The 14,735-nt window shown below is 60.8% G+C and carries 11 protein-coding genes; 3 read left to right on the top strand and 8 right to left on the bottom strand.

Translation table 11 applies throughout. From position 1 onward, the window contains the following. The first annotated feature begins 3 nt into the window (after positions 1-3). On the top strand, positions 4-1,626 hold the full coding sequence (mhpA, locus tag CI15_RS26390; RefSeq protein WP_062133443.1) for a bifunctional 3-(3-hydroxy-phenyl)propionate/3-hydroxycinnamic acid hydroxylase MhpA: 1,623 nt from the start codon (positions 4-6) through the stop codon (positions 1,624-1,626). A gap of 117 nt (positions 1,627-1,743) precedes the next feature. On the opposite strand, the gene CI15_RS26385 is transcribed toward mhpA, so the two are convergent. Next, on the bottom strand, positions 1,744-2,319 hold the full coding sequence (locus CI15_RS26385; RefSeq protein ID WP_062133440.1) for a nuclear transport factor 2 family protein: 576 nt from the start codon (positions 2,317-2,319) through the stop codon (positions 1,744-1,746). A 132-nt stretch (positions 2,320-2,451) separates the two neighbouring features. Between CI15_RS26385 and CI15_RS26380 the strand changes: the two genes are divergently transcribed. Then, a complete protein-coding gene (locus CI15_RS26380; RefSeq protein ID WP_062133437.1) occupies positions 2,452-3,354 on the top strand; it encodes a LysR substrate-binding domain-containing protein in 903 nt (300 codons plus the stop codon). Positions 3,355-3,457: 103 nt separating this feature from the next. Here CI15_RS26380 and CI15_RS26375 read toward each other — a convergent pair whose 3' ends face one another. The 5 genes from CI15_RS26375 to CI15_RS26355 all read right to left on the bottom strand — a co-directional run bounded on the left by CI15_RS26375 (position 3,458) and on the right by CI15_RS26355 (position 10,775). Continuing rightward, on the bottom strand, positions 3,458-4,606 hold the full coding sequence (locus tag CI15_RS26375; protein WP_062133434.1) for a methyl-accepting chemotaxis protein: 1,149 nt from the start codon (positions 4,604-4,606) through the stop codon (positions 3,458-3,460). 64 nt (positions 4,607-4,670) lie between these two features. Further along, positions 4,671-6,266, bottom strand: a complete 1,596-nt coding sequence (locus CI15_RS26370; RefSeq protein WP_062133432.1) for a carboxylesterase/lipase family protein — start codon at positions 6,264-6,266, stop codon at positions 4,671-4,673. 109 nt (positions 6,267-6,375) lie between these two features. Further along, a complete protein-coding gene (locus CI15_RS26365) occupies positions 6,376-7,512 on the bottom strand; it encodes a porin (protein ID WP_062133429.1) in 1,137 nt (378 codons plus the stop codon). A 95-nt stretch (positions 7,513-7,607) separates the two neighbouring features. After that, the gene (locus CI15_RS26360) at positions 7,608-8,915 is read right to left on the bottom strand and encodes an MFS transporter (RefSeq protein ID WP_241495937.1); all 1,308 of its coding nucleotides are present in this window, start codon (positions 8,913-8,915) and stop codon (positions 7,608-7,610) included. 153 nt (positions 8,916-9,068) lie between these two features. Further along, the gene (locus CI15_RS26355; protein ID WP_161950066.1) at positions 9,069-10,775 is read right to left on the bottom strand and encodes an FAD-dependent monooxygenase; all 1,707 of its coding nucleotides are present in this window, start codon (positions 10,773-10,775) and stop codon (positions 9,069-9,071) included. On the opposite strand from CI15_RS26355, the gene CI15_RS26350 reads away from it, so the two are divergent. Beyond that, positions 10,756-11,781 carry a LysR family transcriptional regulator gene (locus CI15_RS26350; RefSeq protein ID WP_241495936.1) on the top strand — a complete coding sequence of 342 codons (1,026 nt, stop codon included), beginning with the start codon at positions 10,756-10,758 and terminating at the stop codon, positions 11,779-11,781. The genes CI15_RS26355 and CI15_RS26350 overlap by 20 nt on opposite strands. A gap of 398 nt (positions 11,782-12,179) precedes the next feature. Here CI15_RS26350 and CI15_RS26345 read toward each other — a convergent pair whose 3' ends face one another. Both CI15_RS26345 and CI15_RS26340 read right to left on the bottom strand, forming a co-directional pair. After that, a complete protein-coding gene (locus CI15_RS26345; RefSeq protein WP_062133416.1) occupies positions 12,180-13,055 on the bottom strand; it encodes a sulfite exporter TauE/SafE family protein in 876 nt (291 codons plus the stop codon). 604 nt (positions 13,056-13,659) lie between these two features. Continuing rightward, the gene (locus CI15_RS26340) at positions 13,660-14,076 is read right to left on the bottom strand and encodes a hypothetical protein (protein ID WP_062133413.1); all 417 of its coding nucleotides are present in this window, start codon (positions 14,074-14,076) and stop codon (positions 13,660-13,662) included. Between the last annotated feature and the right edge of the window lie 659 nt (positions 14,077-14,735).

The raw sequence follows: 14,735 nt of genomic DNA, 5'->3' as shown, positions 1-14,735 counted from the left end.
CAAATGACTGACCAGAATATTCTTGATGTCGTCATCGTCGGATACGGACCTGTCGGTCAATCCCTGGCGATTCATCTCGGCGAACGCGGCTACCGCGTCGCGGTGTTCGATCGATGGCCTGCGCTGTATCCATTGCCGCGCGCCGTATTCCACGATCATGAAATCCGCCGTGTCTTTCATGCTATGGGGATCGGCAAGGATGTCGAAAAGATCTCTCAACCATCCGCGATGTATCAATGGTTCAACGCGGACTGGAAGACACTGGTCGAAATCGACTGGTCGGCGGAATCGATCAGCGATGGCCCGGTCGGCTATCTTTTCAATCAGCCGTCGCTCGAAGCGCTGTTCGACAGCAAGGCGAAGTCGCTGCCCAGCGTCTCCGTGCAGCAGGGTTGGGAAGCAACAGCGCTGCACCAGCACGCGGACCACTGTGAGGTGACGTTGCGCAAGGGATCGATGATCGAAGGCGTGTGGACCCCTACCGGCGAAACGCAAACAGTACGCGCGCGATACGTGGTCGGCGCCGACGGCGCGAACAGCTTCGTGCGTAAATCGGCAGGCATCGCTTTCGAAGACCTGGGCTTCCAGGAGGACTGGCTCGTGATCGATCTGAAGCCGAATGAGGGCGTCAAACTCGACGTGCCGGACATCGGCCAATGGTGCAATCCCGCAAGGCCGACGACCATGGTGCCGGGCGGCCCCGGCTACCGACGCTGGGAATTCATGCGTCTGCCACACGAAACGCTCGACGAACTGCAGAAGCCGGAGAAAGTGTGGGAGCTGTTGCAGCCGTGGGTCACACCCGAGAACGCCACACTTGTGCGCTATGCGGTCTATACGTTCCGCTCCCTGCTTGCGCAGAACTGGCATAACGGCCGCGTCGTGCTCGCTGGCGATGCGGCACATCAGATGCCGCCGTTCATGGGCCAGGGCATGTGCTCTGGCCTGCGCGACGCATGGAATCTCGCGTGGCGTTTGGACCTGATCCTGAAGGGAATCGCGTCGTCGAACCTGCTGGAAAGCTATACGCCGGAGCGTCGTCCGCAAGTACGCGCGGTGATCGATGCGTCGATCGCGATGGGCCAGGTGGTGTGCATTTCCGATCCAGAAGAAGCGGCGCGCCGCGACGCCGCCTATCTCGCCGGCGATGTTCCGCCACTGCCCCCCTTCCCTGGTCTCACCGATGGCCTGATCTGCACGCAGAAGAATTTTGCCGTCGAGGCAGTTGCCGGCCTGTTGAGCGTGCACGGTCAGATCGAGAATGATGGAGAAGAAATGCGCTTCGACAACGCAATGCCGAACGGCTTTCACGTCATCGCACTCGATGCGGACCCCGAGTCGTATCTGGACGCCGCCGCGCAGGCCACGCTCGCGCGCATCGGCGCCCAGACCGCTGGCATCACTGCCGACACCAGCAAGACGGTAGCGGGACGCATCCTGCTGGACAAGAGCGGCAAATATCAGCGCTTCTTTGATGAGCACGGCGTGCGTGTCATGATCGTGCGGCCCGATTACTACGTGTTCGGTGCGGTGAAGAAGCTTTCGGACTTGCCCGCGCTCATCGCCGACCTCGCATCGCGGCTTGGCGTCGAAGTCGACGCCGGGCAGGAAACTGCCGCCGCTTGACGCGACCCAAGGTCATTGCGCAGACCACGAGCGACGGCCCAACCGCTGTCGCTCGAGCCACTTGCACGGCGGCCCTCGCCCAGAAAGCGACACGCGCCCGTCAGTGAAACCAGGCTGTCACGCGGCAAGCCAGTGCTGCCCGTCCGCTTTCATTTTGCGCTCCAGTTCACTGCCTCGAGTCGCGAATACACGCTCGACGGGAAAGCCGCCTTTTTCGAGCAGGTACGCCAATGCAGCGTATTCCCGCGGATATTTCGCTACCACGTCCCGGTCGATCTCAACCGGACCGCGAGGAAAAGTAAACGCCCCCATGTCATAAATGCTTTGCCGTTTGACCAGTTTCCACACGCCATTGCGCTTTTCCACCAGATCGTAGAACCGGTTGTGTGTCTCGCAACCCAGATCCAACCGAACATTGTCAGCGACGATCACCGCGTTCGTTTCCACGATCGCCCTGCTGCCATTGAAGTTCACCACAGGCGTGCCAATCAGATGCTTGGTTCTGAGATCCGACGCGCCCATCTTGATGGATCCCGCGACGAAATCGGCAAACGGCCCTTCGAACCATGTCACCTCGATGACGCCGTCGGGATGAAACAAGCCGCGCAGCTGATCCCATTCACCCAGGTCGCGGTGCATCCAGCCTGTGATCAAGTCGGTAATCTGAATACGGTCTTCAACAAGTGATTGCATGATGAGTTTTCCTTCCATTCATTGTTAGAGCGCAAGGCATGCGCATGGCGTCAAGAATCGTCCACAATGTGTCTTTAATCAAATAGATTGAAGTGAACGATTGATCACAAAAACTGATGGCCGAGGTTGACGATGGATTTACGCCACTTGCGCTACTTTCTAGCGGTCGCTGAAGAGGGCCATTTCGGGCGCGCCGCCCGCCGCCTGAACATCGTCCAGCCCGCGTTGAGCATGCAAATACGCGCGTTGGAAGAAGAGCTGGGAGGGCCGCTGTTCCTGCGCACCAGCCGCCGGGTTGAACTCACGGAAGCAGGCATGCTGCTGCGCGAAGAAGCGCGTCGCACGCTGGACCAGGCGGAGCACACCCGTCTCACCGTACAGCGGTCGATACGTGGTGAGACTGGCAACGTCAGGGTGGGCTTCGCGGGCAACGCGGTTTTCAGCGGCAAACTGATCAACGATTTGCGCGAGTTCCATCGCACGTATCCGGACGCCGATCTGATCGTGCGGGAACTGGCTCCCCAATTGCAGGCGAACGCCGTCGTCGCGGGTCAATTGGATATCGGCTACACACCCGATCCAGGCATTGCATGTGATGACCGACTGGTCTACGAGTCAATCGGTGCCTGGCGAATCCTGGTCGCGCTGCCGAGCGATCATGAACTGGCCAGCAAGAAACGCCTGACTGCCCGAATGTTGACTACTGCCCCCCTGATTGTCTACGCCGCCCAGGACGCTGACGAAAGCCTCGTCCATGCGTTACGCCAGGTGCTCGACAGCCCGCCGAAGGTAACTTATCAAGCTGCCAACACGCTGAGCGTACTGGCCCTCGTGGCGTCAGGGCTCGGCCTTGCCCTCGTGCCCGCACCGATTGCGCAGATAGCGCTGCCGGGCGTGGTCTACAAGCCTCTTGATCTGCCCGGACTATCGATGGACCTCATGAGGATCAGTCGCGTGGATGAAAGCTCTGGGGCAGTGCGCGCCTTTCTGACGTTAGCCCGCCAACGCGATAAACACCGCCGGGCCGACGACTAAACGGCAATGGACGACGAGATCATCGTCGAGCGCTCGATGATCCGATTGCCTGAGCGATGCGTGACAGCGCCTGTCCGCTTCGAGGCTGCAAGGACATTTAAACTCATGCCGCACTCGCCAGACTTCTGTCCGACACCCTGAACGCTGCCAGTACGCCGCGCACATGGGCAATCTGCTCGTCGAGGGAGTGCGCGGCGGCCCCTGCCTGCTCGACCAGCGCGGCATTCTGCTGCGTTACCTGGTCCATCTGCGCGACGACGCCGGCAACCTGAAGAATTCCCTGACTTTGCCGCGCGGACGCCAAGGAAATTTCTGCAACGACCGTGGAGACCTCTACGATCGCATGCTTGACCTGTTCGATGGCAGCGCCCGCCTTCTCTGCCTGCGACGAGCCGTCCCGCACCATCGCGGCCGAGGCTTCGATCAGCGTTTTGATCTCCTTGGCCGCAGACGAAGACCGCTGCGCCAGCACGCGAACTTCGCCTGCAACGACTGCGAAGCCACGCCCCTGATCGCCGGCGCGGGCCGCCTCCACGGCGGCGTTGAGCGCGAGGATATTGGTCTGAAAAGCGATACCTTCGATGAGGGACGTGATGTCGGAGATTCTGCGCGACTCCGTCTCGATTCTGGCGATGGTGGCAACCAACGCCTGCACCGCCTCGTTGCCGCGATCCGCCAGGCTAGACGCACGTGTCGCCAGACCATCGGCTTCGCGGGCGCTGTCGGTGTTCTGTGCGACAGTCCCTGTCAACTCCGCCATGCTCGCGACGGTCTGCTCAAGAGACGCGGCCTGCTCCTCGGTTCGCGAAGACAGATCCATGTTGCCTGCGGCGATCTGCCGGGTAGCCGCACTCACGGATTCCGTCGATGCCAGCACGGCGAGCACTGTATCCTCGACCCGACGCATGAAGCGATCGAACCAGACCGCGCCGCGCCCGAACTCATCCATGCGTCGCGCCGACGAGCGCCGTGACAGGTCGAGCGTTTCGGCCAGATACTGGAATGAGCGTGTCTGCCGGCCAAGACCGTCACATACCACCCTGTAGAGATGAAAGTAGCTGTACGTCAGCATCGCCACCGTCACGGCCGCGATCGCGAGGAGCCACGTCGCGGCCGATGAGTCAGAGTCGGCGGCACGCACCTGCCAGACAATCGTCCTGTTTGCAATGAAGCTCGAGGCGAGCGTCAGGAGCACGGGAACACCGAAGGCCAGTGCCAGCCGGAGCCGGATGGTCGGAACGAATTTACGCATGCTGTCTCCATGGGCGCGCATCGACTCGCTCAGGACGCCTCGATACGCGCCACCTCTGCTCAAACTAGAAAGAGAACCCAAGACTGCCCGGGCTCCTGAAGCTGTTCAGGAACTGGAAGCGCGCCGTCGTCGTTTCGGGCTGCGGCTGAAGTGGAGTCGCCAGTCCCATGACCTGACCGCCGGCTCCGGTATAGGCGGGCCAGTTTGGCAAACCGCTGCCGTTCGGATTGCCGGTCTTTGCAAAATTCGTCCAGTACGACGACATTGCATCCGCAACGGCAAAGTCACTCGCATTTGGCGCGCCGTGTCCGTTCGCCACCAGATTCTGGAAGACGTAGGGCACTTCGGATACGTGAATCGGCAGTGGGTTGTAGGGCGACGTCTGGCTGAAGTAATAGGAATAGACCGGCGACTTGCCGGTCTTCTTCTGCAGGTTCGCCATCTCCCACGTTTGCGAAGCGATGATCAGATCCCCCGCGAGCGTGACTTCGGACTGTTGTGCCTGCACATCCGTCGTGGCCGGGTAAAACTGCAGGAACGTGTTGATATTGTTCGCACCGAACGCCGAGGTCGCGGCGGCAACGAAATGTTCCTTCGTGTCGGCCGGTATGCCGGCGGTCGCGGCGAAGATCGTCCCTTCGTCGGCGTTCTGGCCTTCGAGTAAAGGCACATCGTTCTGCAGACCCGCAGCGAAGCGCGACGCGGGATCCGCCGGCAATACGTAACCGTCGACGCTGGGGCTGTACGCCGGTTCGGTCGGATCGGCCATCAATTGCGAGGCAGGCAGATTGCGCAGCGCGGCGAGCGTGGACGCCCCGGACGCGGCGCCGAGATGCGCGCCAGTTTGCGTCGCAGCGACGTGCGACACCATCACGCCCTTCGGGGTTTCCCAAAACGCGCCGCTTTCGGTGATGGCTTTCGTGAACAATCCTTTGGCCAGCGGCGACGAAAGCAGCATGCCGATTGCGTGGGCGCCGGCCGATTCGCCGAACACGGTGACGTTGCCGGGGTCGCCGCCGAACGCCGCAATGTTGTTTTTGACCCATTGCAGCGCCGCAATCTGATCGAGGAGTCCGTACATGCCTGACGAACTCGCGCCGGCTTCCGCGTCGAGGTCTGCACGTGCAAGAAAGCCGAACACGCCGAGCCGATAATTCAGTGTGACCACCACGACACCTTTCTTCGCCAGGTTGGCGCCTTCCCAGCGCGGATCGCCAGAGGTTCCGAACTGGAATCCGCCGCCATGAATCCAGACCATGACCGGCCGCCGCTCGACCGAAGTTTTGGCCCCCGTCCACACGTTCAGGAACAGGCAATCTTCACTAGCGTGGCTGTTGTCGACCGGCCCGAAAGCCGTGCCCTGCCAGCATGTATTTCCATATTGCGTGGCCGCGCGGGTGCCGCTCCAATGCGCTGCAGTCTGCGGCGCTTTCCAACGCAACTCGCCGACTGGAGCCACCGCATACGGAATACCTCGGAAGCTGATGATGCCGGACGCGTCGGGCGGATTGCCGCTCAGCACGCCAGACTGCACCAATGCCTGATTCGTCGTCAGATCGGGACTGGGCGACAGTGTGTCATTGCCGCCGCCGCAAGCGCTCAGCATGCCGATCGCACCGGCCAACAGTGCCCCCGTGTAAAGCGTTTTGTTTTTTACCACGTGATGTCTCCTCGGGAGGTTCGCACCAATGGGCGAGAACCGCGAAAAAAGCTGTAGTCAGGCGATAGCGCGCGAGCGCCCCAACGCGGTCGCGCGTCGACGGGTGCGCTCAGAACGAATGCCGGATTCCGGCCATCACGCCCAGTTGCCCGATGCCCGCGGCCGGCGTCGTCCCGGGTCCGCCCTGACTGAGCGTGTAGCGTGCCTTCGCGCTGTTGAACAGGTAGCCGCTCTGCAGATAGACGCTGGTGCTCTTCGACAGCAGATAGGTGCCGCGCAACGCGGCCAGCGTGGCGCGCGTGTCTTGCTGTTGATCGATGGTGCGATAGACGCCGCCGTCGAAGACAATCGCCGGTGTCACGTAGTACGACGCCGTGAGGTAATAGATGTTGCTCCGCACGTTCGGCAGCGCAGCCGCCGCCGTGTCCACCCAGCGGCCCAACCAGCCGCCGCCTACTTTGAGTTGTCCCAGCTTGAAGTAGCCGTTCAGTTGCGTGCGGGCGTCCTTGTCGCCGCTACTGGTCAGGGCGATCGGCGCAACGCCGTTGAAGAAGTTGGCCGCAGCTCCTGGGCCGCCGCGCTGTTCGTCATACGAGGCCGCCACGCCGAACGCGCTGGCGTCATAGCGCAGCATGACCGACCATTGGCGGCACGCCTGCGCGTTGCCTGGAATCGAGCCCGCGCAGGTACCTTGCCCCGGGGAATTGCCCGTGCCGGCCGAGTCGCGTCCGAACGAATAAGTCGCGCCGGCCGTCACGCCGCCGAACGTTCCTTTGTAGGTGACGGTGTTGTCGCTGCGTGCGTTGGGAATATACGCATCGAGCGAGCCGATCCCGCCGTAGATGTCCGGCCCGAGGATGTCCGAGTCGCTGAGCGCCCAGAACGACATCGTGTACTGGCGCCCGAAGGTCAACGCACCGTACTGATTTGACAGGCCCACCCACGCCTGCCGTCCGAACAGCCGGCCACCCTGGTTCGTGTCGCCCGCGCGAACGTTAAAACCGTTTTCAAGCGTAAATACCGCTGCCAGGCCACCACCGAGATCCTCCTTGCCGCGCAGGCCCCAACGCGACGGCATCGAACCGGTGATGCCGGGCATACGTACAACCTTGTCCCCCGCTGCATCCGCGTGCGTAACAAGTTCGATGCCGGTATCGAGAATCCCGTACAGCGTGACGCTGCTCTGCGCGTAGGCCGAGCCGCAAAGGACAAAGGCGGCGGCCGCCGCAATGGCTTTATGTTTCATGTCTCCAAACCCTATGTGATGTTCTAATTTTTTCAGTCCATGGCGCCGTGGATCGCGCCGGTCGTCGTCATGCTTTCCTGCTTACGCCTCGTTGCTCATGCTTCAGTGCTGCTCCTGCCGCGATAGAGCCAGCCGTTCGCGAGCATCGCGACACCGGCGATGACCATCGGGGCAGCGAACAGCAGGAAGGCAGTCGCGACGCTATGGAAGGCGGCCAGAAGAATCCCGCCCGTCATCGAGCCGATGATCGAGCCGATACGCCCCACGCCGAGCGCCCAGCTCACGCCCGTGGCACGCGCCGCGGTCGTGTAGAAACCGGCGACCAGTACGTTCGCCGCGGTCTGTGCGCCGGACAGGCCGAATCCCGCCATGAACACCGATACGAACACCCACATCGGTTCGTTGATCGAAAGGCCGATCAGCGCAGTGGACACCGCCGCGATCGCGTAGGAACCGGCGAGCACGAAGAACGGATTGAGCCTGTCCATCAGCCGGGCATTGATCAGCGAACCGATCGTGCCGCCAAGCGGCAGCATCGCGCCGACACGTGCAGCGTGAGAGGCATCGATGCCTGCGCTGGTGATCACCGTCGGCAACCAGCTACTGACCTGGTAGTACACCCAGAGCGTGCAGAAGAATGCGAGCCACAGGAGCAGCGTGCCTGCACGGTAGCGCCGGTTGAACAACGTACCGACTGCCGTCTCGGCGGCTCCGCTCGCCTTCGCCTCTGCGGGCACGATCTGTTCGACATTCGTGTTGGCATCGCCCGTCAGACGTTTCATGACTTGCCGGGCTTCCTGTTCATAACGCGGCTTGCCTGCCATGAAACGCAACGATTCCGGCATCCAGATCCAGACGATGGGGGTGAGCACCAGTGGGAAGACGCCGCCGAACACGAATACGCCCTGCCAGCCGAAGAGCGGGATGAGCAAGGCGGCAACTGCTCCACCGAACGCCAGGCCTAACGTGAAGCCACAGAACATGAGCGTGACCATCAGTGCCCGACTGCGCGTGGGGCTGAATTCCGACGACAGTGTTATCGCGTTTGGCATTGCGCCGCCCAGGCCGGCGCCTGTTGCGAAGCGCAGCACGACCAGCCAGAGGGGCGATGGCGCATAGGCGCACGCGAAACTACCCATGCCGAACAGCACCAGCGAAATCGCGATGACGCGTTTGCGGCCGATGCGGTCGGCCAGCGGCCCAAACAGGAAACTGCCGACCGTGAGCCCGAAGAGCCCGGCGCCGAAGATCGGCCCGAGTTGCGCGGGACTGAGCGCCCACGCTCTCTTCAGCAAAGGCGCGACGTATCCCACCGAGGCCACGTCGAAGCCATCGGCTGCGACGACCAGAAAGCAGAGAAACAGCGTGAGGATTTGTAGCGAGGACGTTTTTTTGTCGTCCATAACGCTATGTGACGTAACTGCTTGCGCGTGCATAACCTGTCTCCAAGGGTTCCGTTCGCTTCATTGCGAAACTGTTTCCATCTTTTTTTGCGCAGGGCCTGTCCGTGATCCGGTCGCCATGCATCGCGATGAGCCTGTGTTTGCAAGCGTTTTTCACGCGGCCGATGGGCAGGCCTGAGTCGGCAACAAGGCGGTCTCTCCCGGTCGATGCCCGAGCGTACGCAGCACGGCAGCGACGAACTCGTCGCCCAACACGCTGCCTCGCCAGGCCACATGCTGGTCCGGTCGAATCAGCACGAATGCCGCCTGGTAAAGATCCGCCACGGCGGCTTCGGCCACCCGCACGACAGTCAGTCCAGGCAGCATCGCTGCCGCGTTCCGGACCGCGCCATGGCTTTCGATGTCCACGTCCGCTTCAGCGATACATAGCAGCGTGAAGCCGGGGCCAAAACGGTCGTACAAAGAGCTGCCATCGGCGAGCCACACATGCGGCGCACGATGGCCAGGACGCGCGCATGGCACGTAGAGGTTCGCCGTGTCGGGGGTGGCCGCACCTGCTTCAGCCACCAGCAGCGGCGATGTTTCATAGCGCGTGCCGAGATGAACACCGGGAATCACGAACTCCGCGGTCGCATGGAATTTCAGGTAATCGCCGACTGCGGCGCGTGCCGCGTCGCCGGAGGCACCTGCTTCATGCGCGACGGCGGGCAGATGCACGTTGCCGATACTGTCGGCGAAGCCGCGGGCAAACGAAGTGTTACGCAACGCCGCCGGCCGGCGCTCCGCTTCATAGCTCGCGCCGAGTGCGTCACCGGCGACGCCCTTGACCATAGCCTCGAGCTTCCACGCGAGGTTCGCCGCGTCCTCGATGCCGGTGTTGTAGCCGAGTCCGCCAGTCGGCGTAAAAAGATGGGCCGAATCGCCCGCGAGAAATACCCGTCCAACCGAAAACTTCTCGGCCACGAGCGCAAAGCCCGCCGTCCACCTCGAACTGCTCTTCACTTCAAATGGGATATCTGCGCCGATTGCCTCGGCGATACGCTGCGTCACATCGGCTTCGTCGAGTGATTCGCCTTCGCGTGTCTGCACATTCATGATGAAGTGGCCTTCACCATCGACGGCGATGACCAGCGCGCGTTGCTTCGCGCCGAAGGTCCAGTACTGCCAGGCGGGCGCATGCGGGCACACACGGTAGATGTCCGGTGCGTAGAAGTAGACGGCGTCCATCTGACCGCCCATGAATTCGCGCTTCTCTCCCGCCACGCCTGCGTATGACAGACCCAACGATTTGCGCACGAAACTGCGCGGCCCGTCGCAACCGATGAGATAGCGAGCCGTGACAGTGCGCGTTTGCGCAGCCCGATCCACCATGGCATCCATCTCGACAGTCGCAGTCACCCCTTCGGCGTTTTGCGTGAAATCGAGCACCTTTGAACTGAAGTGCACGCGACAGTTTGCATGACGGCGCGCCGCCTCGAGCAACACCGGTTCGACATAGAGCTGCGAACAGCGATGCGGCGGCTCGGGCGTGGCCCAGGTGAAAGCGTGCGCCTTGGCCCATTCAACCGCCGCCTGCGACGACGGTTGATTCAGGCGCGCCAGTTCATGGCCGGCGATCGAGGTGAAATAAGCAACGTCCGGCGCATAGTCACACGGCAACCCCAACGAGCGGACCGCAGCCGAGATGCCGATGCGGCGGAAATGCTCCATCGTGCGCGCGCTGTTGGCATTCGCAGCCGGATGGGTACTCGTGCCAGGTTTCGCATCGAACACCTCGACACTGATGCCTCGCTGCCCCAGTTCTGCCGCCAGAAACAGGCCAACCGGGCCGCCGCCCACGATGACTACTTCGCAGTCCACCACTTCCGTCTCCTTGCTTTTTACCTGCTATGGATGCGAAGTTAACCGCCATGCGCCTATAAATCTATACAATGACTTTCATATTCATCATGAATCTGGTGCATACATGCAGTCTCCCGACCTGAACTTCCTCTACGTCATTCAGGCGCTGGCCGAGGAGCGCAGCGTGTCGCGCGCGGCTGAACGCCTGGGTCTCACGCAACCTGCCGTGAGTCACGCACTAGGGAAACTCCGCACGTTGTTTCAGGACGATCTGTTCGTGCGGGCCGGACCGGTCATGGCACCGACACCTGTCGGCGAGCGCTTGATCGAAGGCGTTACGAACGTTCTGGCGCTGGTCCAGCAGGAGATCTGGAGCGCCAAATCGTTCGACGCCTCCACCACCACGCGGACTTTTTCGGTCTGCCTGAGCGACATGGGTGTGATCGTGCTGCTGCCACGCCTGTTGGCGGCGCTGCGCGAACGCGCGCCGCACGCCACGCTCAAACCGATTCAGGTGCCGTCACTCGAGCTAGCCAGCGCGCTGCAGGACGGCGCGCTCGATCTCGCGATCGGCTATCTCGGCAAACTCGGCGAGAACCTTCATCAACAGCCCTTGTTCCGTCGCTCGCTGGTCGGCATCATCAAAGGGGGAGCAACGCGAAAGAAGCTGCGTATGACACTCGATGATTTCGTGGAGAAAAAGCATGTCGTCGCGGGCACGCTTGCGCTCACCAATCAGATGCTCGAGAAGGAATTGCGGCAGCACGGTGCGCGTCTGAAGGTGGGCGTGGAGGTGCCGTATCTGCTGGCCGTGCCGAGTCTCGTCGCAAACTCGGACTTCATTGCAGCGGTGCCGGACGAACTGGCCGAACTGTTTTCGCGCCTGGCCGATGTGGACGTGTTTCCGCTGCCAATCAAGTTACCGGATTTACTCGTGCAGCAGTTCTGGCATGCGCGCTATCACAATGACGCCGGACACCGCTGGTTTCGCTCATTGGTCGCGCAAACGCTGCGCCAGGATTAAAGCGCGCCGCCACCACGCTCGCTCGAGCGTGCGCATGACGACGCCTCGTACGCACGGCTGCAAATATCAACCCGCGTCAGGGAAGCGGGGCGATGCCGTCTCGCCGAAACGTTTTAAGTTCAAGCAGGCGTCGCTTGATCGCCCGATGGCTCGGTGTGGATTCGACCGGTCGGTGCAACACACTAGAACCTGCGTGAGCAGCGGAGGTGTTGCACCGACCGCTTGAATCCACAGCCCTTCTGTGCCCGAAGCGACCGCCTCATGCCTACCCGCCAATCCTTCAGCTTTCGTAATAGCGGCCTTTATGGCTCGTGCAGGCGAGTCTATTTAGATGGCGAATCATTAAGTTGAGCCGCCGCTCTGCGATTCCGATGAGAAAACGCACGCTTTCGGCTCGACTACCCGAAGTAGCTGATCCCCGAAACGATCATTAGCACGTTCACGGCGCGCGCGAAATGCTTGTCCGACAGCCGCTTGTAGAGCGTCATGCCAACTGCGGTTCCGAGCAGCGCAGCGGGTATGGAGAGCAGATTCGCCGGCGCGAACCCAACCTTGCCGGTGGAATGTCGCAACAGACTAATCGTCGCAAGCGCAGCCACCTGCATGATCAAAATGAACGGCTGGAACATAGCGCGCTGGCGGTCCTTGCTCCACCCCTTGAAACCACACCAGATGGTGACAAATGCACCGGGAAACCCGACGGCACCACCTGTGATTCCCCCGAGAAGTCCGGCGAAGACATCGAAGGCCATCTTCTGACGACGGATAATCAAAGGTTTGCGGACAAGCATGTAGCAACCGTAAGCGACAAGAAAAACGCCAAGTACATGGGTATAGAGATGACGATCCAGCTTCAACAATACAATGATGCCGATCGGCAGACCGATTGCACCGCCGATCAGAAAAATAGCAAGTTCTCGCCAGTGGATTGCTCTTCTCAGTGACCACACCATCGCTGTCTGGTTGGCGATACTGCAGACGATCATGATCTGGACGAGTTGCACGGGATCGATGGGAATATGGAACAACATGGCGCCGCAAACAGCAGAGAAAGCGAATCCGGCGATGCTAGAAACGGCGGATGCTAAAAAGATGGCGCCGACGACAACTGGCTTTATGGCGCCCCCTGCTGACAAGGCGAGACACAGTGCAGTGGCAGCTATGAGGACCAACCACTGAACCTTGATTTTCCGGGCTCGCCAGTTGAGTGCCGTGCTGGATGAAAGAGCGGATCCTTTGGTGCTTTCCGTTTCAGGCTGAGGCTCAAAATCCATCGCCGTGACTCCCAATTTTGCGAATTTTCGGAAGAGCCAGGCCTTTCCGGCCCAGTTGCTGCCGCATCGTCAGGCTCGCGCGTTCGGCACGCAGAGCGCACCCGAAAAGGGTGAAATGTCCGCCTCAATGTGATAGATCACACGACTTTCAGACGCCCTTCCAGAATGAGAGGTACCGCACACTTCTGGTAGGTGTTTGCGCCGACAAACTTCGCCATCGAGCCGCGCTAACCAGGGTTGCCGGACTTCGGCTGGCGTTTGCTGATCTGGGGCGGACGTCACTGCGCCGGGATCACAATGCCCGTGAACGTCGGCTCCTGGCCCGCCCGGCGCCCCACGGTCGGCTGGGACAATGATGGGTAGTGACGTTCAGGTATCGGCGCTGTTGAGGCCGCTTCAGCGTACATTTCTTGCATTTGCACTGAGGCAGCGCGCAATGTCGGCCCCGTCGGAAACGTACGCGAAGTTTCGAGCCGAAGTAGTAGCCCGGATCGCGTTCCAGGCGGGAGCGCGGTTACCTTTTCACGGTTGCGTAGCGCGGTGCGTGAGGTCAAGCGCGCAGCATCTGCATCCCGGGCATCAGCCTTCAGGAACGGGCGGTGGCCTAGGACCAATGCGTTTGATAAAGGATCTTGCACACCTGACCAAGATACTGGTTCCAGATGCAGATCCTCTTATAGGGTCCTTGCTGGTTCGCGCCTGCGGCCGACATTGTGGCCATCAGTGCCTTGACGTCATCAGGGCCGTGCAATTGGACCTTGCTATCGTCAGCCATAGTGACAGTGACCTTGAAGCCGAGTTTCGCAAGGTTGGCTAGCGCCGCACCCGGAGTCTTGTCTGCTTCAGGATAAAGTTCACTAAGGCGCGCGACCAAAGCCAGAGCTGATAAATCCAGTGATTCGTTTTCCCCGATCACCTGCTCCTGCGGAGGTGGGTCGCCACCATGAATCGCTAACCACAACGCCATGAGCCAACCCGCATCCAAGGCATGACCTAGTTTCTGTAACTCGCTTGCGTTCATTCGATTGCTCCTCTTGACCCTTGAGCCGATGTTTAACGGACTTTCCGACGAAGCCATTCGAGTGTTGACTGGATCGATATCGCGCGAAGCTGGGGCAACGTGCTCGCAAAAGCGGCCTTTCCTCAACCTGTTTGACGTCAACAAGTCCCCACGCTAAATGACACGACGTTCTCCTCCTGAGGACGAAGCCTCGCAACTAGTTGTTTCTGCTATCGCTGCTACCGCAGATTGTCCGTTGGCATCGAGACAGCACAATCAGCGCCTGCATCAGCGCCCAGGACGCCCGTGAAACATTGATAGGCGACAAGTGTTAAACGATCCGAGTCAAATCCATTTAAACGGCGCCCATGCAGAAGCGCTCGGTGGTCGCCTGTCAGAGGAAAGTCAGTACATCCCGTAGACTGGGTCCGGCACTTCCGCAACCCGCCATTTATGTTGACGAACGTTTTATGTGTCGTTGCTGAGTCGGGTTTCGGATGCGGATTCAACCGGTCGATAGGTCGCACGAATTGCTTCAGTTCCGCGCTCGCAGCCGCGACATCTAACCATCTGATCGCACATCATCCCGTCACCGCGCAAAGCAGAAAACTATCTGAGCAGAAAACTCGATAGTTTTGTAATAAAACAATTTTGCGCTGCGCCACGATTTTTCCCATTGC

Origin of the sequence: Paraburkholderia monticola, assembly GCF_001580545.1 — a bacterium.
Taxonomy (GTDB): domain Bacteria; phylum Pseudomonadota; class Gammaproteobacteria; order Burkholderiales; family Burkholderiaceae; genus Paraburkholderia; species Paraburkholderia monticola.
Note: the sequence above shows the minus strand (reverse complement) of the source record. Positions and strands in the feature narration are given on the sequence as shown.